The organism is Longinema margulisiae (assembly GCF_025266855.1).
Classification (GTDB): domain Bacteria; phylum Spirochaetota; class Brevinematia; order Brevinematales; family Thermospiraceae; genus Thermospira.
This window is the reverse complement of sequence record NZ_CP053071.1, coordinates 931,931-953,151: the sequence shown is the minus strand read 5'-3', so window position 1 is coordinate 953,151 and position 21,221 is coordinate 931,931. Positions and strand designations below refer to the sequence as shown.

Here is a 21,221-nt window from a genome sequence, read left to right as displayed (position 1 = left end):
GGTGTTCTATGAACGAACTTGATGAAGTCAAGGTTGGGGTAATAGGTCGCAAGGAGCCATTTACGGTAACGGAGGATATGCCCATTACCAAGGCGGCGGACAAAATGCTCCGGGAAAAGGTTCACTCCCTGATTGTGATTGATGCCAAGGGGAAACCAGTGGGTATCCTTGACAGCTGGGATGTGATGAAGGTGACCTTTATGGGGGAAAGTGGCAAGGATATGCCTGTGAGTAAGGTGTTAGATAAAAAGAAGTTTTTCTTTGTGTATGAAGAGGTGAGTCTTCGGGATGCGTTGAATCTTATGCTTGATAAAGGGGTGAGAGCCCTTCCGGTACTGGATGATAATGACAACCTTGTGGGAAAGATCTCGCTCACGGATATAGCCCAGTTTGTTCGTGAAAAGCTCTAAAAAGGCCTTGCAAGGAGAAGAGTATGGCCCGTTATCTCGTGACCTCGGCCCTTCCGTATGCGAATGGTCCCATTCATCTTGGCCATTTGGCGGGGGCATATTTGCCCGCCGATATCTATGTGCGCTACCTGAAACTCAATGGGGATGAGGTGGTGTATGTATGTGGAACAGATGAACATGGGGTGCCCATTACTCTTCGGGCTGAACAGGAAGGGGTAAGCCCGGCAGAGGTGGTAGCCCGCTATCATAACAATATTAAAGAGAGTTTTGCGGGTATGCGGATTGATTTTGATAACTTTTCTGGTACCAGTCGTCCCCATCACTATCGTCTTTCTCAGCAGTTTTTTCTGGATCTCTATCAGAATGGCTATATCAAAAAGCATAAAGAGAAGCAGTTTTACGATGAAGAGAAGAAGCGATTTTTGGCCGATCGTTATATAGAGGGAACATGTCCCCACTGTGGATATGAAAGGGCGAGAGGTGATCAGTGTGATAAATGTGGCAAACTCTTGAACCCAGATCAGCTCATCAATCCCCGAAGTGTTCTCTCGAACACCACCCCCGTTCAGAAGGAAACAGAACACTGGTACCTTGATTTAGCCGCTTTCAGTGAGCGTTTAGAGAAGTGGATATCTTCAAAAACCAACTGGAAAGACAATGTCCGTAATTTTGTGCTTGGCTGGATTCAAAAAGAGGGTCTCAAGGAAAGGGCAATTACCCGGGATTTGGATTGGGGTGTTCCGGTTCCTTTAGACGAGGCAAAGGGGAAGGTACTCTACGTGTGGTTTGATGCGCCTATTGGGTATATCTCTTCCACCATCGAGTGGGCAGAAAAGATTGGCAAACCCGAGGAGTGGAAGAAGTACTGGCTTTCACCGGATACGAGGCTTGTGCATTTTATTGGCAAGGACAATATTCCCTTTCATGCGATCATCTGGCCTGCGATGATTATGGGGCAGAATACCCCTTATGTGCTTCCGTATGATATACCGGCCAATGAGTATCTGACTCTCGAGGGGGAGAAGTTTTCTACTTCTATGAACTGGGCAGTGTGGGTGGATGAATACCTTGAGCATTTTCCACCTGATCCTTTGCGATACTATCTTGCAGCCAATGCCCCGGAAAACAAAGATGCTGATTTTGCCTGGAAAGCCTTTCAAGAGCGAAATAATGAGGAACTGGCCAATATTTTGGGGAATTTTATTAATCGTACCCTGAGTTTTGTCAAAAACTATGCCGCAGGGGAAGTAAAGGCCGTTGTCTGGACAAAGGAAGACGAGGCATTCTGGAAAGAGGTGAAAGAAAAGACCCTTGCCTATGCGGATCTTCTCTCCCGTTTTCAGGTTCGTGAGGCGACCAAAACCATGATGGACATCGCAAGGCTTGGGAATCGTTACTATGACGAACAAAAGCCCTGGATCCTTCGCAAGGAGAATCCGGAGAGACTTGCGCAGGTACTTTCTGTATGTGTGCATCTCTGTCGTCTTTTAGCGGTGGTGATGTACCCGATTATGCCGGACTCTTCTCAAAAACTCTGGCGAATGGTGGGTGAAACGGGCGATATTCTTCATGAGAGATGGAATACCGTTGCTGAGTATCGTCTTCCCACCAGAAAGATTGGAGACGTGGAGATATTGTTTGTGAAATATGATGATGAACTCATCCAGAAACAGATCGAGAGACTCATCCAGAAATCCAAAAAACATCAGGAGAAGCCTATGGACAATGCTATGGAATCGACCATGGTTACCATTGATGATTTTAAGCGCTTTGATCTTCGGGTTGCTGAGATCCTTGAGGTCATAGATATGCCAAAGTCCAATAAACTCTACAAGCTCAGGGTAAAGGTAGGGGATGTAGAGAAACAGATTCTTGCGGGTATCAAGCAGCACTATACCCCGGAAGAGCTTACAGGGAGAAAGATTGTGATTATCAACAACCTTCAGCCGGCGAAGCTTATGGGAGAGGTTTCCGAAGGAATGCTTCTTGCCGCCAGTGATGAAGGGAAGACAAAGGTGATCTTTCTCACCCCGGAAAAGGATATTGAAAGTGGCGCGAAAATCAGCTAAGGAGTAGGTATGAAGGTTCTTGTGGTGAATTGTGGAAGTTCGTCGCTCAAGTATCAGCTCATTGAAACCAAAACCTCAGAAGTTCTCGCCAAGGGGCTTGTGGAACGTATTGGTCTTGGTGAAGTGGAGTATTCCTTTACCCATGGGCAAAAGCCCAAAACCAAGATAGGTATTCAGGCAAAAAATCACACCGAGGCTCTCAAAGAGGTTTTAGGTAAGTTAGTTTCCCCCGACCATGGGGTGCTCACCTCCCTTGATGAGATTGGGGCCATTGGTCATCGTGTGGTCCATGGGGGTGAGTCGTTCTATCATTCTGCCCTTATTACCGATGAGGTGATTAAGGCGATTGAAGCTAATGGTGAACTGGCCCCTCTTCACAATCCCCCCAATCTTCAGGGTATTTTGGCCTGCAAGGAGGTGCTTCCCTCCAAAAAACAGGTGGCTGTCTTTGATACCGCTTTTCATCAGACCATGCCTGAGCGAAGCTATATGTATGCTCTTCCCTATGAGTATTATGAGAAGTACAAGATTCGCCGTTATGGATTTCATGGTACCTCGCACCGCTATGTGGCGATGAAAGCTGCCGAGTTTCTGGGTAAACCCCTTGAGAGTATCAATCTGATTACCTGCCATCTGGGGAATGGTTCCAGTATCACAGCCATAGCGGGAGGCAAATCCATGGACACCTCCATGGGTTTTACCCCTCTTGAGGGAGTGGTGATGGGTACCCGTTCTGGTTCTCTTGATCCTGCCGTGCTTCTTTATATCATGGAAAAGGAAAATCTCACCCCCAAACAGATGTCTGATCTTTTGAATAAAAAGTCTGGAATTTTAGGACTTTCCGGGATTTCTAACGATATGCGTGAGATTAATGATGCGGCTGACAAGGGAAATCATCGGGCAAAACTTACCCTTGAGGTACTTGTCCATTCTATTCGCCGTTATATTGGGGGGTATATGGTGGAGCTGGGTCGTGTGGATGCCATTGTCTTCACTGCCGGCATAGGGGAGAACGACTGGGTAGTGCGAGAGATGTGTATGGCCAACATGGAAAACTGGGGGTTTGTCCTTGACAAGGAGAAAAACCGTACCACCCGAGGGACACTGACGGATATTAGTCTCTCTTCGTCAAAAGGGAAAATTCTTGTGGTGCCTACTAATGAGGAACTCATGATAGCTCTGGAAACCCAGTGGGTGCTTGAGGGGAAGGAGTAAGAGAAAAAAGGGTACTTGCCTGGATGGGCGGTGCCCTTTCTCTCTCATAAAAGGGAGAGATATATTGGACTAGGAGAAAAGGCTTAAAAAGCGACTGTTTCTAAAAAGGTGATGGAGAGAAACGACGAGAGAACAGTTTTTTATTGCCTTTTCTTTTTTGAAGTTTTTGAGAAGTATCAGTAAAATGGTAGTGGGGTGAGGGATGGATCAGGATCGTTTATTTGCTTTTGATGATGAAGAAGATGGAGTGGATGCATTTCATAAAAGGGCCAGGGGATATATCCCGTTTTTTGTTCTATTTCATAGCGCCTTTGGGTATGTGGCAGGCTGGGCTTTTCATCCTATTCCTCAGTGTGAGATTTATTTGGGGTTTGTATCGAAATCTCTGCTTGAACAAGTGTTCTCTATTGAGATAACTTCTCTGAGTATGGCACAAAAAACTTTGTCGAAGTTTTTCTCTAAATTTTCGCCTTGGGTATGGTATACAGACAAGGTTATTCTCTCTTTAAGTGAGAGTTTTCATCAAAGAATATCAAAGGCGATAAAAGAAATGGTCTTATTAGATGAGACAAAAAAGAAAAACCTGGAAAAAATGTGTATCCAAATAGCAGAAAAGAAGGAGAACCTGTTTTTGTCATTTTCTCAGATACAACAGATGGGGATTCCTGTGTTTATAGAGGATTGGAAGAATGGTTATTATTTATTGCAGTGGTCTTCTGAAGAGGCAATGGCACGTTTCTCTCTTTTATTGGGGGAAAAGTTTTTTACTGCAGATGTGGAGATTACTCTTAAAAAGAAGACGTATGCCCTTTCAAGGCGAGATCTGATGGGTTTTGTTGGGGAACAGGGGGTTTGGGCAATTTGTGATCATACTTTGCTCAGGGTTGGGAATACGGAAATCTTTGAGAATATTCCTTTGGTTCAAAGAAAACTTTCTTTTGATGATTTGAAAGATTTTTTTCTTCTTCATTATCAAAAGCATAGCAATACCCCATATTTTGAAACCAATATTGGAGAAGTTGTTCTGATAGAAGAAGAACCAACGGAGTTTGCTCTTCGGTTAGAAGGACGGAGGGATACAAATCACGATACACCAATTATTCTAAGAATTATTCCTTATGCTGTTTATGATAACTATTTTCTTCCTATTCCTCTTCGAGGCAACATGCCTCTCTATGAGCTGTATAGCCCGAGGCGTAAAAAAGGCGAGAACAAGAAAACACTGGTGATCATCAAAAGGCAAATACAAAAAGAAAAAGATTTTAGAAAAAAGCTTCGCCAATTGTCATCGGTGAGGGAGGCAGAGGAGGAAAAGAATCAAAAAAACAGGATGTCTCCTGGAGCATTGATGAGGCGGGACTTTCTTTCCCTCTTCCGGAAAGAAAATATTGAGCGATTTATCGAACAGGATATTCCTCTCCTTCTTCAGGCGGGTGTATCTCTTTATGGAGATGCTGATCTGCTGACAAAGCGAAAATATACACCTTCTCTGTCTCTCAGTATCTTCAAGAATAATAGTCTTTTTTCTTTTGAGGGGAAAGTGCGTTTTGGGGATTATGCTGTAGAACTTGAGAAGTTTTATGAACTTCTGAAAAAAAACGAAGAGGAATATATTCCGCTTTCTCCAACAGAGAGGCTTCATGTTTCTCCAGTTCTGCGGCGAAAGTTATTACGTTTCTTTGGATTATGTGAAGAAAAGAATGGTCGTTTTTCTCTTCATGTGTCTCAGGCTGGACTTGTCGAGGATATATTTTCTCTCTCAAAGGATGTTTCTACAGCTCCTGAGGTATCGGAATTTCTTCATCGACTCAAGTCGTTTGAAAAAATCGTTTCTCAACCACTTCCGGTAGCCTTTCAGGGGCATCTTCGGCCTTATCAGGAGGCAGGGTATCACTGGCTCTGGTTTCTCTATGAGTATGGCTTTGGGGGTATCCTTGCTGATGATATGGGACTTGGAAAGACTGTCCAGACGTTGGTTTTTCTCCTTTCGCTGAAAGAAAAGGGGCTTTTGCAGAAACCAGCTCTCATAGTTGTTCCGAGAAGTCTCCTTTTCAACTGGCTACGGGAAGCAGAACTTTTCACTCCCTCTCTTCGTTTGCATGTGTTTTCTGAGGTGAACAGGAAAAAGGAAAAAGAACTTTTTGATTCTTACGATGCTATTTTGACTACCTATGGGATTGTCCAGAGGGACAAGGATTTTCTGAAGGATTACCCTTTTATGTATATTATTCTTGATGAGGCTCAGGCGATCAAAAATCCTCTTTCCCAGCGAGCAAAAGCCATCCGAAGTTTGTCTGCTTCTCACAGGCTCTGTCTCACAGGGACTCCAATTGAGAATACCCCATTGGAACTCTGGTCTCTTTTTCATTTTCTGATGCCTGGTTTTTTGGGTGGGATAGAATATTTTAAACGGCATTTTGTATTGCCCCTTGCCAGCGATGGACCTGAGGCAGATGAGGCTAAAACTACACTTATTCGTATGGTATACCCATTTATCCTTCGTCGAACCAAGGAACAGGTGGCAAAGGATCTTCCACCGCGAGTAGAAGAGGTGCTTTACCTTGAGATGAAGAGTTCTCAGCGAGATTTTTATGAAAAAGTGAGAGAGCTGTACAGGCAGCGGTTGGAAGGGCTCTGGGATATGGAAGAGAGAGACGCGAGGATGCTTTTTTTGGAAGGTCTTCTCAGACTTCGTCAGGCCTCTATTCATCCTCTTTTGATTGACAAATCGTATACAGGGTCTTCTGTGAAAATAGAGGGTCTTCTTGAGACCTTAAGCCTTTTGAAGGAGGAGAACCATAAGGTGCTGGTGTTTTCCCAGTTTGTTGAGGTGTTGCAGATAGTGAGAAGTGAACTGGATAAAATAGGCATAGGGTATGCCTATTTAGATGGTTCCACTAAAAAGAGGGAAGAGGAGGTAGATCGTTTTCAAAAGGATCCGACGATTTCTGTTTTCCTTATCAGTCTCAAAGCCGGTGGTGTTGGGCTTAATCTGACAGCGGCGGATTATGTGATTATCCTTGATCCCTGGTGGAATCCAGCTGTGGAAAGGCAGGCCATGGATAGAGCTCATCGTATTGGGCAGAAAAAGACGGTTTTTGTGTATAAGTATGTGGTGAAGGATAGTGTGGAGGAGAAAATTCTCTCTCTTCAGCAACAGAAAAGGCTCCTTGCGGAGAGTATTATTGCTGCGGATGAGAGTTTTTTCAAAAGTCTTTCAAAAGAGGATATGCTACGTTTGTTTGAAAAAGTGTAAGTACAGTGAGTTTTTCAGGGAAAAGATTCTGAGACCTTTGCACGAATGTGCGAAGGTCTCAAAAAAGTAATAAAAAACAAAAAATAGTATAAAAATATTTCTTTTCGTAATTAATAATCCTATTTTTTTGAATAAAAAAGACAAATAAGCCCCTGTTAAACAGACAAAACGGGGTTTCAGGGGCATAGCCCCTGACCTAAAAAGGACAAGAAAGCCCCTGTGCAAGGGTCTCATTCTGTCATTAGGAAAAGAAAAATTTTTCCATGGCTTCTATAGATTTATCAACCATAAATTCTATTTCTTTTGGAGATATAACATAAGGTGGCATAAAATACAAAACATCTCCTAAGGGACGAAGAAGAAGACCAAGTTCCAGTGCTTTGCGATATATCTGATATCCAGTACGTTGTTGCCATGGGAAAGGTTTTTTTGTTTTTTTGTCGGCTACAAGCTCTATAGCTCCTATCATTCCTACTTGTCGATATTCTCCCACCATTGGAAGATCCAGCAGACCAGAAGATGCAACCTTATTGGATAAAAAGAAAGCTTTTTCTTTATTTACACGAAGGGCCTGTGTTTTTTCAAAGAGGTCAAGCGTGGCAAGAGCAGCAGCGCAGGCAAGAGGATTGCCTGTATAGCTATGGCTATGCATGAAGGCTTTTTGTTTTTCGTATTCAGCATAAAAAGCCTGGTATATGTCTTCTGTGGTAAGGGTGAGTCCAAGGGGTAAAAACCCCCCCGTGATTCCCTTTGAAAGGCAAAGAAAATCTGGGGATATTTCCGCCTGTTCACAGGCAAAAAAGGTTCCAGTTCTTCCAAAGCCTACTGCTACTTCATCGGCAATGAGGTGAATGTTGTAGGTTTCGGTTATTTTTCTGAGTTTTTTGAGGTAAAGAGGAGGATATATTTTCATACCAGCGGCAGCCTGAACTAACGGCTCTATGATAACAGCTGCTATCTGGTTGTGGGAGGAGAGGATAGTTTTTTCCATCTTTTCGAAACATTCAGCTTGACATGTCTCTCTGTGTTGCTGATATGGACAACGAAAACAATCAGGGCCTTCTACGGTAAGAGTTGGAAAAAGCAAAGGATGAAATATTTTTTTGTAGAGGTCAAGGTCACTGGTTGAGAGTGCCCCTATGGTTTCACCGTGATAAGCATCCTTCAGTTTCACAAAAAGTTTTTTTTGATTCTGTCCCTGTTGTTGATGATACTGGAAAGACATCTTCAAAGCCACTTCGATAGCAGTGGAACCATTATCTGAGAAAAAAACCTTTCGCAGGCCCGGAGGGGCTTTCTCTACTATTCTTTCGGCGAGTTTTATAGCGGGAATGTGCGAGAAATGAGAAAAGATAACGTGTTCAAGTTTTTTTGCGTGGTGTGATATAGCTTTTACAATTTCTCCTCTTGTATGTCCAAAAATATTTACCCACCAACTGGAAATAGCATCAAGATATTTCTTTCCCGATGTATCATACAGCCAAACACCTTTTCCTTTTTGAATAACAATGGGAGGATAGATTTCATGATCTTTCATTTGTGTGCACGGATGCCAGATAACACGGACATCTCGCTCATGCCAGGAATTCATCCTTTAACCTCCTTATACCTGCGTAAAGTATCTCGTATTCAGCTGGCAGTCCATGAGGAGTGTGATAATGTTCTTCATAGAAATTTTTCAGATGTTTGAGAAAAACAGCTGAGGCCTGTTCCCCATATTGACCTGAGGCCCCAATTTTAGAAAAGGCGTGGATGAGAGAATGAAAATCTGGATAGAACGGAGTCAAACATTCTTTTGTTAGAAGGAATGGTTTTTCTTTGAAAGTATTTTCCAGGGCTTGTTTTATATCATGATATGTGGGGAGTGTGACTCCCTGAACTTTTTTTCTTGTGCCGTAAAGGAGAAAAGAAACTTCCTGATAGGCATGTCGGAGGGAAGAAAGTGTTCCAGACAAAAAGAGAGAAAAAAGCAATACCCCGCCTGGCTTTAGCAAGTTGTAAAGTTTTTGAAAGAACGATGGTAAATCTTCGATCCATTGAAAGGTGGCATTGGAAATAATGAGATCAAATTTCTGGTTTGTTTGGAGTTTCTCCGCATCCATACAGCGAAAAGTAATCGGTAGTCCATGACATCTTTGCTGAGCGACCTTAATCATTCCTTCGGCTATGTCTATAGCGAGGATGGAGCTATTCGGAAAACGTTGGGCTATCTTTTCTGTGAGTCGGCCTGTCCCACACCCAATTTCAAGAAGAGATGATTTTGTTTCGAGATGAGAAGGGCAGAAGGAAAGAAGTTTCTGAGCCATATTCCATTGGATGGTGGCGTATTTATCATAGTGAAAAGCATGAAGAGAAAATCGTTTTGCCATAAGCTTCTTATCTATCATATCTTTCTCCTATATGATGCCATATCTCTTGCCAGTCTTTTTGAAATTGTGGGTGAGATAAAAAAAGCAAATGTCCTGCGCCTTCGTATTTTTTTATTTTTGAATGGGATACAAGAGTCATAATTTCTTGACTCATGATAACAGGACAAATTTTATCGGAGGTACCACTCAAAATCCATACTCTTCCTTTGATGTGAGAGAGAAGGTTTCTTTTGTCCCATATCTTCAGGGCCTCTAAGCCAGAATGAAGAAAGGGAGTGAATGGTGAGAGAAACACTTGCTTTTTTCTGGCAAGAAGGTATTTTGCAATATCTTTTTCTTCTGGTGCGATACATTGCCAGAGAAAATCTTCTAACACGGTATAGGGAGCATAGAGAAGTTTTTTTTGCATTCTGTCCAATATCCTTGAGGAAAATCCTGTTTTGTCTTCTCTGGTAAAACGAGCTGTAGGAGATATCAAGACGATATCCGAAATAGATGGAAAATGAGCAGCAAGGTCTAAAGCAAGTAAACTCCCCAGAGAATAGCCACAAACTATTGATGCTCTGGACGATAAAAAAGCATGATAAACCTGCTTTTCTATAGTTTCTGGAGAATGACAATCCCATATCATAGGAATATACCACTCCCATGGGGAAAGAAAAAGGGTTTTGTATATCTTTTCAGAAAACCCCCAACCAGGAAGAAAGAAGACTTTTCTCAGAGAGATTTGTTTTTCCATGCATCCAACTCCTCTACAAGCCGATCGAGGTCTTCTTCTGTATGAGTAGCCATCAAAGAAATACGGAGACGACTTTGTTTTACAGCAGGGGGACGTATAGCAGGGACAAAGATGCCTTTTTCTCGAAGAAAGGAAGCAAGATCAAGGGCTTCTTGTGGGCTTGATAAAAGAAGGGGTATGATCGGAGTGATGTCATCAAATACTTTCCACCCTCTTATCTTTAACCTCTGACGCAACTTTTGAGAGAGAGTGAGGAGTTTTTCCCGTCTCCAGGGTTCTTTTTGGCTGATTTCAATGGCTTTCAAAGAAATAGCTGCTACGTGTGGAGGTAGAGCAGTAGAGAACATGAATCCTCTGGCCATATGTCTGAGATACTCAATGATAGGTTTGCGGGCAGCCACAAATCCTCCCTCACTGGCAAAGGCTTTTGAGAATGTTCCCATTTCAATGTCTATGAGACCCTTTACACACCAGAATGAAGAACTGCCACCTCCATCATCTCCGAGAATGCCAGTACCATGGGCATCATCTACCATTGTTAGAAAACCATATTTATGAGCGATCTCAACAATATGATGAAGTGGGGCTATGTCTCCATCCATACTGAACACACCATCGGTAATAATGATGCCTTTTTGACCTGAAAATTTCTTGGCCTTTTCTTCGAGATCGTTCATGTCTATGTGTTTATAGAGGATTATTTTAGCCCCGGAGAACCGGATACCATCAAGTAAGGAAGCATGGTTCAACCTATCACAAAAGACAATCCATTCGTTATTCAAGATGGCGTTCAATACGGATACATTGGTTTGAAAACCACTGGGGAATACCAAGGCATCTTCCTGACCCTTGAGAGAAGCTATTTTTCTTTCTAATTCCTCATGAATGGAATAATTCCCTGTGATGAGACGGGAACCCCCACTACCTGTACCCCATTTTTGGAGAGCCTTCCTACCGCTTTTGAGAAGTTGGGGGTGTTGGGCGATTCCTAAATAACTATTAGAACCAAAAGAAAGATACTTTTTCTTATGAAAGAAGAGAAATTTATCTTGTGGTGAATCTACTGTGATGAGTTTTCTTCGGAGATGTTTCGTTTCAAGGGAGTTGAGGTGTAACGTAAACATCTCATCATAAGAAAACATGGTTTTTCCTCCTTTCCAGGGAATGGAGAATGTTTTCAAATATATCTGCATTTTCTTGTATGAATTGTTGAGCTTTCAACGGCTTATTAATGCCGGAGTAAAATGGAAGAATGCCTGATACCGGAATATTACTTAGATGCTGGATTATTCGCTGGTTTTCTTCCTCTATTTCTGTTTTTTTCCCCATGTTGAGGACAATACACCGTACATGGATGGTGTAGCTTTTCAAAAAATGAATGGAGAGGAGTGAATGGTTTATGGTACCGAGTCCCGCCAATCCCACCAGAACGGTGGGGAGATTTGTTTTTTGTATTACATCGACCATGAGAGTTCCCGCATCATCTATAGGGACGGCTACACCGCCAGTCCCTTCTACGACGAGAAAATCGTACTGCTTTGTTAGAGTCTCAAAATACGCGAGAATAGGTTCAAGAAGGATTGGTTTGTTTTCTTTTTTTGCGGCAAGATGCGGGGAAACAGGATTTTCGAACGCGTAGCAATTGTGGACTAAAGAGGCATCTCCAAGTATTTGAGCTACATATAACATATCACCTGTTCCACCTGTAGCAATGGGTTTAAAATATCCTGCACGTATATGCTTTTTTTGTAAATGGTAAAGAATGCCTGCTGCAATAAAAGTCTTTCCTACATCGGTGCCTGTGCCTGTTATAAAAATGCCTTTCATGAAGTAATCTCCAGGCCTGCTCTTTTGATGAGAGATTTTTCTTCTTCTATCTTTGTTCCTACCGTGGTGAGGAGATTTCCGACAAGCGCAGCATTGATGCCGAGGTGGTAAACTTTTCCCTTTTCTAAGCGCAGACTTCCTCCCGCTATGCGAAGATGAGCTTTTGGGAAAATAAATCTATAAATAGCCATCGTACGATAGATTTCTTCCTCGGAAAGGAGGGGGGTATTTTCTAATGGGGTCCCTTTGATGGGGAGGAGGATATTGATGGGGATAGACTTTATCCCAAGGGAACGAAGAACGAAGGCCATTTCTATTCTATCTTCCCGGCTTTCCCCCATACCTAAAATACCCCCGCTACACACCTCTAATCCTGCTTTCTTGGCTGCCTCAATGGTTTTTATTCTTTCTTCAAAGGTATGGGTTGAGCAGATAGCAGGGAAAAATTGAGGGCTTGTTTCTATATTGTGGTGATACATACTGACACCTGCTTTTTTGAGTGCTTTGAGTTCTTCATAGGAGAGACAACCTAACGAGGCACAGAGGGAAAGAGAGGTTTTCTTTCGGAGAAGAGAATAGGTCTTGAGAATCTTTTCAAAATCCTCTCCCGTGAGAGCATACCCACTGGTAACAAGAGAAAATCGGTGTATGCCGGCTTTTTCATGCTCTAAAGCAGAAAGAAGGGCTTGTGGGCTCTCTATGAGGGGATATTCTTTGACCTGTGTGGAATAATGGCCTGATTGGGCACAGTAGGCACAATTTTCTTCGCATCTTCCACTTTTTGCATTGAGAATAGAGCAGAGGGAGACTTTTTTGCCACATGCCTTCTCACGGATATGGTTAGCTGTTTGAAATAAGAGGTCCTTTTCAATCTCGTAGAGTTCCAGAGCTTCATGAAAGGAAATCTGATAGCCAGAAAGCACTTTTTCAGCTAATGTGGAAAGCCAGTTGTGCATGCTTCTCTCTCCTTGATTTGGAATAGAGTATAAAGACAAAGAGAAAATAAGTCAACTTTTTTATTTTTTGGTTTACATATAGAGACCTTTGCACGAATGTGCAAAGGTCTCAAGAAGGTAATAAAAAACAGAAAGTAGTATAAAAATATTCCTTTCCATAATAAACAAGCCTATTTTTTAGATAAAAAAAGACAAATAAGCCTTTGTAAACAGAAAAAACGGGGAAGAGGGGCGTAGCCCCTGACCCAAACAGGGACAGAAAATACCCGTGCAAGGTTCTCATATATTTTTTGATTTGTTCACCCCTATCCTTGCTATGTCTTTCCACATGGAGAGGAAAGAAGGGTTGTCTGGGAATAAGTTTCTTTGAAAAGGAGAGGCTATGGGTGATTTTTTTTCAAAGTGTCTTGGTGATGAATGGCTGTGACTTTGTTTCAGCTCAAGGGAAGCGGGGAGATCCCTTCTCCCCGCTGTCCTGTGTGATGGAGAGAGTACGAAATATCTCCGATCTACTTGACAAAAGAAAATCTCCTTTTATACTATGCGTGAGGAAAGTCTTAAGGAGGGGTTATATGAAAAGGAGGGTGTCAATAGTCGCTGGAATAGCCGGTCTCTTGTTTGTTCTCCAGAGGGTAGGGGTGGATATTTTTACGGTTGTCATGGGTTTTATCTTTGGACGTTTTGTTTCTGAAACCATAAATGTTTTTTCTAGTGATATAGATATGTGGCTTAATCAGGTGGCTTTGTGGTGGGAAAAGATAAAGGTTCCTTTTTTGAGTGTGAATGTATTTCTCTGGGTCCTTTTGTTCGTTGCTTTTATCTTGTTTTTGATTGGCATAGCCCTCTTGGCAAAGAGATACAAAGATGAGTTTATCTTTGAGCGAGCCTGGATGCTTTTTTTAGTTCCTCTTATTGGATGGGGGATATTCGGGGGGTGGTTTGTCGTTTTGTTTGTGCTTTTTTCGCTTTTCCTGGGGTTAGGCATAAGTATGGAATCCGATATGCAGATGTTTTTTGTGTCTTTGGCGTATCCTTTCTCTGCCTTTGGGATGATAATAGCCCTTTTGGTGGTTGTGGCCATTGCGGTTATTCCTATGTGGCAGATGAGAAAGATTTCTGAGAGTCTTTCTTCTCACACAGGAGTTTCTCTTTTCAAGGTGGCAGGAAAATGGTTTTTCTGGGGAGGATGGCTTAGCCTTTTGCCCTTTGTTGGAGAGATAGTCATGATGGTAGGATGGATTCTCTTTTCTCTTGGGTCTTTTCAGAAGATAACTTCAGAAGGGGAAGGGAAGTAAAAGAATTGGGTTGTGAGAAAAGGTGAAAACCTGAAAAGGAGGTAAAGAATGAAAAGTAACACAAAGATGATGTTAGCCGTGGGGAGCTTGTTGATTCTTCTTGCCGTTGTTCCGGGTGTCAGGTGGGTAGGGATTGTAGGTGTTGTGCTTTTTTTGATCGGGATGTATCAGCTCTCTCAGGAGAAATCGGATGCCACTCTTTTCAATGAGGCGCTCTGGGCGTTTCTTATCCCTATCATTGGTGGAGTGCTGCTGAGTGTCATCGGAGGAGTATTGGGAATTGCCTGGATGGGTACGGTATGGGGAACGTTAGGTATGGGAATGGGAAGAGGCATGGGTCCAAGGGGAATAGATACTCTTTTTTCTCTTCTCTCTACAGGAAGTGGTATAGTTTTTGTTCTCCTGGTTATCCTTTTCTTGTTGGCTGGATGGGCACTCGCTGTTGTCTATGGAGTCAGAATGCAAAAGGTGTCTCTTTTCCTTGAAAGTCACGCGGGAAATGCCTCGTTCAAGACGGCTGGTGTTCTTTTCTTCTGGGGAGGATGGCTTGCCATTATTGGTGTGGGGATCCTGCTTGCCTGGATAGGGTGGCTTCTCTATACCATTGCGTTTTTCTCTCTTCCAGGGGAGTAGAAGAGAAGACTCTTCAAGTCTCCATATCCGAAGGGATATGGAGACTTTTTTGTAACCAAAAGGGAGCGGGTTATCACCTTGTTTCAGCCGGTTTGCTGAAAGAGGGTGATAGCCAACGATTTTTGGAAAGAGAGACGAAAAGAGAACTTTTGAGAGGTATCAAACAGAAGGAAGCATCTCAACGTGAGACCTTTGCACATTCGTGCAAAGGTCTCATAAAAGTAATAAAAAACGAAAAATAGTATAAAAATATTCCTTGCTATAATAAATGATACTTTCTTGTTGAATAAAAAAGACAAATGAGCCCTTGTAAACAGAAAAAACGGGGAAGAGGGGCGCAGCCCCTGACCCAAACAGGGGAAGAAAACACTTGTGCAGGGGTCTCAACTTTTTTTTGTTTTTTCCGACAAGAAAAAAGGGAGGCGTTATGGCTATTCGTACCTTTGAGGAGTATCGTGATATTACCTATGAGGCTGTGGAACTTTACCACAAGAAAAAGTACAAACAGGCACTCAAAAAATTTTTAGCCTTAGCAGAGACCAACCCTACGAATCTCAAAGTGCATGAGATGCTCACCTATGTATATCTCCAACTCGGGGAATATGAAAAGGCAGATGAAGAGTATCAGATATATCTCAAGCTTCTCTTTGAACAGTATCCTGATATGCGCAGACCGCGAACCTTTGAGGAGATTGTTCAGGATGCCGGAGAATACGAAGAGGCAAAAAAATCCTATGAGAATATGATAGCCCACCCTATGAACTATGACATGTTTGAGGGGATGGCCATTGCGAGTCGTTTATCTATCCATCATATGGCCCGTGGGGAATATGAAAAAGCAGAGGAGGTTCTCCTTGCCTATCAACAGATCTTCTATCCAGAAACAGTGGAAACCCCGGTGGGTGCTTATCACGGGGAGTAGTCAGGGACTTGGCAAGGCCCTAGCTTTTGAGTGTGCAAAAAGAGGGCTTTCCCTTGTTCTTGCCGCAAGACGCAAAGAGATTTTAGATGAGATGGCCCATTCTCTTCGAGAGACCTACCAGGTGGATGTTCATACGATTGCCGTGGATCTCTCTAAGCCTGAAGGAGTTGATACTCTCTGGCAATGGTGCAAGAGAGAACAACTCTGGCCGGACATTCTTATCAATAATGCAGGGAGAGGACTTTTTGGGTGTTTTGAGCATCAGTCGGAAATGGATATTCACCATCTTCTCTATCTGAATATAGAAGCGCTCACCCTTCTCTGTCATCGCTTTGGACCAAAAATGCAGCAGGGGATCATTGTAAATGTGAGCTCCCTTGTTGGTATGATACCCACCCCCTATTTTTCCGTTTATAGTGCCACCAAGAGTTATGTGCTCCACTTTTCAAGGGCTCTCTTTCGAGAGTGGAAACACAAGGGAATCACGGTGATTTGCCTTCTTCCTGGCTATATGCGAACAGGCTTTGATACAGGAGCGGGGATAGGGAATGAACGCTACCTCAAGATTTCTGCCTCTCTTGGGCTTGAGGTGGAGAAGGTGGCTTCGTATGTGCTTCCCCGTATCTTGAAACGGAAGCCTATTATCTATGCGAGTAGTGGAAATAGCTTTTTGGCCTTTCTTCTTGGACTTGTGCCAGCGGGTTGGCGGTCAGGGATAGCCAAACTCTTTTTGAAGCCTTTTGCAGAGCAGAACCCATGAGCCTTTTCTGGTGGTTTTTTTTGGGCTGGCTTGGACAGGGTGCCAGTGTAGCCTTGTGTGTGCTTTTCGGCTTGATAAGCCCCCTGGCTTTTTTGGTTCTGATACTTATCCAGACACTCTGGACGGCTGGATTTTTCTTTTTGTTTCGGTCGGTTTTGAAAGAAGGATCAGGAAAAAAAGAAGGCTGGCTTCGTGAGTTTGATGAAGAGATTTTTGCCTGGAAAAATCTTCTTCGAGAGGCGGCAAGAACCCAGGCTTCTCTTCAAAAAGAACTTGAAAAGTGGCATGAGATTATTGAGGCTCTTCCTTTTCCTGTGATGCTCACCGATACTCATGGGAAACTTTTCTTCACCAATACGGCGTTTCAGAAAAATTTTGAGGCCAAGGGATTTTGCTGGGAGATTCCATCCTATCCTTTGATGAGAGCGTTGGAACATCTTTTGCAACAGGGAGAGGGACAGAGTGAGCCAATTCCTATTCGGGAGAGGTACTATAGCCTTTTTGTTTCCCCCCTGATGGAAAATCGGTTCTTGGTCATGTTTCTTGAGAGGACAGAGGAAATCAAAAGAGAAGAGAGAGAGAAAGAGTTTATTGCCTATGCGGCCCATGAACTCAAAACGCCTCTTACGGCCATTCAAGGGTATTTAGAACTCATGGAGCCTACTCTTACGGAGAAACAGAGAAGAGGCTTTGAGATTATTGCTCAGCATGTTTCCCGTTTAGTGAGGCTTTCTCAGGATCTGCTTTCTCTCAATCGTTTTGAGCTGGGGCCTCTCTCTTTGGAAAAATGCCATGTGAAGGATATCGTGAGAAGGATTCAGGCTATTTTTTCTCCCCGTTTTGAGGAAAAGGGTCTTCGTTTTGCGGTAGAAGTCTCAAAGGATATCCCCCTGATTGAGGCTGATCCTGTGGCCCTTGAGGAGATTCTTGTTAACTTAGTGGAAAATGCTCTTCGTTATACGGATGTCGGTGAGGTGATTCTTTCTGTTTCTGCAAAGGATGGGTGGCTGTCTATGAGCTGTCAGGATACAGGTATCGGGATCGGGGAGAAGGATCTTCCGTACCTTTTTGACAGGTTTTATGTAGTAGATAAATCCCGCTCTCGACAGACAGGGGGAACAGGTCTTGGCTTGGCCATTGTGAAAAGCTTGGTTCTTCGTCATGGGGGGAAAATCTCTGTCCAAAGTGAAAAAGGCAAGGGGAGTACCTTTACCGTCGAACTTCCTCTCGAACAGAAAGAAAAAACCGTTTGAAATAGTTCATATCCTTTGGCGAGGCCACGGTAATTCGAACAAAATGAGGCTCAAAACCAAAGGAACCGAGTGATCGCACGGTTATCCCATGGGATTCTAACCCTTCTAAGAGAGAGTGGTAGGAGGGTCCGAAGTCACAGAAGACAAAATTCCCACCCGCCGGCAGGACAAAAAGCCCCTGTTCCCTCAGAAAAGCCACAAGTTTTTCTCGCTCTCTCTGGATAATCGAAACACTTTTCCAGACCGCTTCTGGATGGGAGAGCCGGTAGAAAGCCCCTTGTTGGGGAAGAAGTCCAAGGTTGAAAGGGAGTCTTGTTTTTTCCATTTCAAGAGCAAGTTCTCTGTGAGAGACTGTATATCCTACCCGAAGAGCCGCCAGTCCAAAAGCCTTGGAGAGGGTGTGCATCACGATGAGATTGGGATAACGGGAAAGAAGAGAAAGTGCGCTCTGTTTCCAGTCAAAAAAGTGCATATAGGCCTCATCAAGAAGCACAAGGGTCTCTTCAGGAAGAGAAGAAAGAAAACGCTCTATAGAACTGAGAGAATGGGTAGTGGAAGTGGGATTGTCTGGATTGGAAAAGACCACAAGCTTGGCCCGAGAGCCACAAACGGCATCCACAAGAGCCTCAAGATTGACAGCAAACTCCTTTCTTGGAACTTCTATGACCTTGGCTCCGGCAAGAAGCGCCCTGGTTTTATAGAGACTGAAACTTTTCTCAGGGATGACGACCGTGTCCCCGGGAGAGAGACAAGAGTTCATCACCATCTGAATAGATTCGCCGGATCCATCCCCAAATACCACCTGATCTTCGGAAATAACAAAGCCGCTCTGAGAGAGAAACTGCACCAGGGCCTCTTTGAGCCTGTGCTGATGGGAATCAGGATAATAGGCAAGAGATGAAGGGGACTGCAGGACTCTCTTGAGATAGCGATTCACCTCGCGGTTATCTATGACGAGGTTTTCGTTTGAGGCTAATTTGAGGGTACGACCTTTTCTTTTAGCCGGGGTTTTGCCCGCCACATAGGGAGAAAGAGACAAAACCTCAGGCCGCAAAAGCTTTTTTAGACGCTCTGGATCCATTGGAGAATCCCTTCAAAGATTTTTTTGCCATCCGTGGAGCCCATTTCCACTTCGCTACTTCGTTCAGGGTGAGGCATCATGCCTAAGACGTTTTTTTGTCTGTTGAGAATACCGGCAATGCTTGCTGTGGACCCATTGGGATTGGTCTCTTCGTTTACCACCCCCTGTTTATCACAGTACTGGAAGGCAATAAGATCATAAGTGAGAGCCTCGTCTAAATCAGCCTGAGGAAGATAATAATTCCCTTCTCCATGAGCGATGGGTATCTGGATTACCTCATCCCTTGCATACTTCATGGTGAAGGGAGAATCGGTGGTGGCTACCTTGAGATACTGTTTTTGACAGAGAAAGTGCTGCGTTTTGTTGTGGAGAAAGGCCCCTTTCAGGAGATGACTCTCTACCAGTATCTGAAAGCCATTGCATATCCCGAGGACAAGTTTGCCCCTATCGGCGTGTTCTTTTACCGCTTTCATCACAGGCGAATAATGGGCAATAGCCCCACTCCGAAGGTAATCCCCGTAGGAAAATCCCCCTGCGAGTATCACCACATCAAGATCAGAAATATCTGTTTCCGTATGCCATACATAACGCACCTCACTCTTGCATACGGATTGAATCACCCAGGAGGTATCCCTATCACAGTTTGTTCCCGGGAAAACGACCACTCCAAATTTCACCGTCTTCATGCCTTTTCTCCCTCTTTTTTAGTTGGTTTCAGGCCATTATACACAAGCCATGCCACAAAGAGAATAGCCCCTCCAATAACGGCATACGTCAGGAGATGATAATACTTTTCGAAGAAGGCTTTTTGCTGATAGAAGAGATAACCCAACACAAAAAGTACCGCGTTCCAGAGTCCGGCCCCTAAGAAAGTATAAAAGAGAAAAGGAACCAGGGGCATTTTCGCAAGACCGGCAGGAACGGAAATGAGTTGTCTTATAGCCGGCACAAAGCGCCCAATAAAAGTGGAGAGATTGCCATATTTGACAAAAAATTTCTCCGCTTTTTCTACATTTTCTCTTGTGATGAGAAGAAAATGGAGCCATCTTGTATCAGCCAAAGCATAGAGAATTGGTCTTCCAATGATAATCGCAAGGACATAGTTGATGAGAGCCCCGGCCAGTGCCCCGAGTGTACCGGAGAGCATGACCCCCCATCCATTCAGTGTCCCTTTGGCGACAAGATAGGCAGCCGGTGGGATAACCACCTCGGAAGGGAAGGGGATAAAGGAACTCTCAATAGTCATCAGAAGAAACACGGACCAGTAATTGATGTGGTCCATATACCAGGAGACAATCTCAGATACCCAGGGCATGCGCACCTCGTGTGTCTATGCTTAGTGGCAATCGCAGGAGTCGTCGTCGCAGTTGCACCCCTCACAACTATCATGGCCCATGAGTTCATCAAAGTCTTCTTTTGTGGCATCTCTCACCTTGAGAATTTTGATCTCATAGACCAGATCCATACCGGCAAGGGGATGGTTGCCGTCAAGAGTGATTGTGGATGGACCAATGGCCACCACACGAAAGATATGATAATGTTCGCCATCCTGGCCGTACACAAACATGCCTTCTTCAAATCGATCAGCCCCTTCTATCTGGGATTTTTCAACCTCAAAGCGAAACTCCGGGTTGTAATCCCCATAGGCCTCTGCGGCAGGAATGGTAACGGTGAGTTCATCACCCTCATTTTTGCCATCAAGGTATTTTTCAAGACCGGGGATGATGAGTCCCTGTCCGTGAATGTAGGCATAATTAGGAGAAGAATCTATCACAACACCCTTTGTATCCTTCAGCGTGTAGGCCATTTCGACGTATTTGTTTTCCTGGATCATATCTCTTACCTCTTCTTTTAAGATAAATTATTGTAAAGGTAGAAAAAAGATGTGTCAATTAAAACAAAGCCTTTTGGAGAAAAATCCCCCTTTTTCTTTTCTTTTTTTCTTAAAAAATGCTATAATATGAGTATGAAAAAGTGGATATGGGTTTTGTTTCTCCTCTGGAATGTGATGGCTGCACTGGATGTTTTGCCCCTTTCGGAGATTCGTCCCGGCATGAAGGGAACGGGGTATTCGGTTTTTTCGGGCTGGGATCCTGTTCCTTTTGAGGTTGAGGTGATAGATGTGATGCAGGGAACGACAGTGGAGGAGACGCTTATTTTAGCCCGTCTCTCAGGCCAGAAGTTAGAACAGAGTGGTGTGGTGGCGGGCATGAGTGGAAGCCCTGTGTATATAGAGGGGAAACTGATAGGGGCTGTGGCTTACGCCTGGTCTTTTTCCAAAGAGGCTCTCTGCGGGATTACCCCTATTCAGGCCATGATAGGAAGAACTTCAGAGAATACCTCCCCCTCTTCAAAACCATCCCAGCCGGGGAAAAACGAAACACCCTCTTTTCTCCCTCACTCTACCTCTGGTCAGAGGGTAGGGAAGCGATAGAA

General features: G+C 43.8%; 20 protein-coding genes. 10 read left to right on the top strand and 10 right to left on the bottom strand.

What is annotated here, in order from left to right; translation table 11 throughout:
- Positions 1 to 8: 8 nt before the first annotated feature.
- From BREVNS_RS04290 to BREVNS_RS04275, 4 genes are all read left to right on the top strand, one after another.
- Positions 9 to 410, top strand: coding sequence for a CBS domain-containing protein (locus BREVNS_RS04290; RefSeq protein ID WP_483427820.1), 402 nt, complete (start codon positions 9 to 11; stop codon positions 408 to 410).
- 23 nt (positions 411 to 433) lie between these two features.
- Positions 434 to 2,479, top strand: a complete 2,046-nt coding sequence (gene metG, locus BREVNS_RS04285) for a methionine--tRNA ligase (RefSeq protein ID WP_483427819.1) — start codon at positions 434 to 436, stop codon at positions 2,477 to 2,479.
- Positions 2,480 to 2,488: 9 nt separating this feature from the next.
- Positions 2,489 to 3,694, top strand: coding sequence for an acetate/propionate family kinase (locus BREVNS_RS04280; RefSeq protein WP_483427818.1), 1,206 nt, complete (start codon positions 2,489 to 2,491; stop codon positions 3,692 to 3,694).
- A 202-nt stretch (positions 3,695 to 3,896) separates the two neighbouring features.
- Positions 3,897 to 6,950: a DEAD/DEAH box helicase gene (locus BREVNS_RS04275; protein WP_483427817.1), complete on the top strand. Its 3,054-nt coding sequence runs from the start codon at positions 3,897 to 3,899 to the stop codon at positions 6,948 to 6,950.
- Between the two features lie 241 nt (positions 6,951 to 7,191).
- Here the strand turns inward: BREVNS_RS04275 and bioA are convergent, their stop codons facing one another.
- From bioA to bioB, 6 genes are read right to left on the bottom strand one after another with little or no spacing between them, the layout of a single operon-like run.
- Positions 7,192 to 8,541 (bottom strand): adenosylmethionine--8-amino-7-oxononanoate transaminase, encoded by a 1,350-nt coding sequence (gene bioA, locus BREVNS_RS04270; protein WP_483427816.1) that lies wholly within the window; start codon positions 8,539 to 8,541, stop codon positions 7,192 to 7,194.
- Positions 8,525 to 9,337 carry a malonyl-ACP O-methyltransferase BioC gene (bioC, locus tag BREVNS_RS04265; RefSeq protein WP_483427815.1) on the bottom strand — a complete coding sequence of 271 codons (813 nt, stop codon included), beginning with the start codon at positions 9,335 to 9,337 and terminating at the stop codon, positions 8,525 to 8,527. Before bioC ends, bioA begins: the two co-directional genes overlap by 17 nt.
- Complete coding sequence (locus BREVNS_RS04260; protein WP_483427814.1) at positions 9,327 to 10,058, bottom strand: alpha/beta fold hydrolase; 732 nt, start codon at positions 10,056 to 10,058, stop codon at positions 9,327 to 9,329. Before BREVNS_RS04260 ends, bioC begins: the two co-directional genes overlap by 11 nt.
- A complete protein-coding gene (locus BREVNS_RS04255) occupies positions 10,037 to 11,200 on the bottom strand; it encodes an aminotransferase class I/II-fold pyridoxal phosphate-dependent enzyme (protein WP_483427813.1) in 1,164 nt (387 codons plus the stop codon). The genes BREVNS_RS04260 and BREVNS_RS04255 overlap by 22 nt, the downstream gene beginning before the upstream one ends.
- The gene (bioD, locus tag BREVNS_RS04250) at positions 11,187 to 11,885 is read right to left on the bottom strand and encodes a dethiobiotin synthase (protein WP_483427812.1); all 699 of its coding nucleotides are present in this window, start codon (positions 11,883 to 11,885) and stop codon (positions 11,187 to 11,189) included. The genes BREVNS_RS04255 and bioD overlap by 14 nt, the downstream gene beginning before the upstream one ends.
- Positions 11,882 to 12,841: a biotin synthase BioB gene (gene bioB, locus BREVNS_RS04245; protein WP_483427811.1), complete on the bottom strand. Its 960-nt coding sequence runs from the start codon at positions 12,839 to 12,841 to the stop codon at positions 11,882 to 11,884. The genes bioD and bioB overlap by 4 nt, the downstream gene beginning before the upstream one ends.
- A 572-nt stretch (positions 12,842 to 13,413) precedes the next feature.
- Here bioB and BREVNS_RS04240 point away from each other — a divergent pair.
- The 5 genes from BREVNS_RS04240 (at position 13,414) to BREVNS_RS04220 (ending at position 17,704) form a co-directional block, all read left to right on the top strand.
- Positions 13,414 to 14,136 (top strand): DUF996 domain-containing protein, encoded by a 723-nt coding sequence (locus BREVNS_RS04240; RefSeq protein ID WP_483427810.1) that lies wholly within the window; start codon positions 13,414 to 13,416, stop codon positions 14,134 to 14,136.
- 48 nt (positions 14,137 to 14,184) lie between these two features.
- Positions 14,185 to 14,769 (top strand): DUF996 domain-containing protein, encoded by a 585-nt coding sequence (locus tag BREVNS_RS04235; RefSeq protein WP_483427809.1) that lies wholly within the window; start codon positions 14,185 to 14,187, stop codon positions 14,767 to 14,769.
- Between the two features lie 427 nt (positions 14,770 to 15,196).
- Positions 15,197 to 15,691, top strand: coding sequence for a tetratricopeptide repeat protein (locus tag BREVNS_RS04230; RefSeq protein WP_483427808.1), 495 nt, complete (start codon positions 15,197 to 15,199; stop codon positions 15,689 to 15,691).
- Positions 15,624 to 16,451 carry an SDR family NAD(P)-dependent oxidoreductase gene (locus tag BREVNS_RS04225; protein ID WP_483427807.1) on the top strand — a complete coding sequence of 276 codons (828 nt, stop codon included), beginning with the start codon at positions 15,624 to 15,626 and terminating at the stop codon, positions 16,449 to 16,451. Before BREVNS_RS04230 ends, BREVNS_RS04225 begins: the two co-directional genes overlap by 68 nt.
- Complete coding sequence (locus tag BREVNS_RS04220; protein ID WP_483427806.1) at positions 16,448 to 17,704, top strand: ATP-binding protein; 1,257 nt, start codon at positions 16,448 to 16,450, stop codon at positions 17,702 to 17,704. Before BREVNS_RS04225 ends, BREVNS_RS04220 begins: the two co-directional genes overlap by 4 nt.
- Here the strand turns inward: BREVNS_RS04220 and BREVNS_RS04215 are convergent.
- Genes BREVNS_RS04215 through BREVNS_RS04200 form a run of 4 tightly spaced genes read right to left on the bottom strand, consistent with a single transcriptional unit; the run spans position 17,661 to position 20,619 of the window.
- Entirely contained in the window at positions 17,661 to 18,785 is a 1,125-nt protein-coding gene (locus BREVNS_RS04215; RefSeq protein ID WP_483427805.1) for a pyridoxal phosphate-dependent aminotransferase, read from the bottom strand. The genes BREVNS_RS04220 and BREVNS_RS04215 overlap by 44 nt on opposite strands.
- Positions 18,767 to 19,462, bottom strand: coding sequence for a phosphoribosylformylglycinamidine synthase subunit PurQ (gene purQ / locus BREVNS_RS04210; RefSeq protein ID WP_483428033.1), 696 nt, complete (start codon positions 19,460 to 19,462; stop codon positions 18,767 to 18,769). The genes BREVNS_RS04215 and purQ overlap by 19 nt, the downstream gene beginning before the upstream one ends.
- A 5-nt stretch (positions 19,463 to 19,467) precedes the next feature.
- Entirely contained in the window at positions 19,468 to 20,100 is a 633-nt protein-coding gene (locus BREVNS_RS04205; protein ID WP_483427804.1) for a DedA family protein, read from the bottom strand.
- Positions 20,101 to 20,121: 21 nt separating this feature from the next.
- The gene (locus BREVNS_RS04200; RefSeq protein WP_483427803.1) at positions 20,122 to 20,619 is read right to left on the bottom strand and encodes an FKBP-type peptidyl-prolyl cis-trans isomerase; all 498 of its coding nucleotides are present in this window, start codon (positions 20,617 to 20,619) and stop codon (positions 20,122 to 20,124) included.
- Between the two features lie 132 nt (positions 20,620 to 20,751).
- Between BREVNS_RS04200 and BREVNS_RS04195 the strand changes: the two genes are divergently transcribed.
- Complete coding sequence (locus BREVNS_RS04195) at positions 20,752 to 21,219, top strand: SpoIVB peptidase S55 domain-containing protein (protein ID WP_483427802.1); 468 nt, start codon at positions 20,752 to 20,754, stop codon at positions 21,217 to 21,219.
- The last annotated feature ends 2 nt before the right edge of the window (positions 21,220 to 21,221 follow it).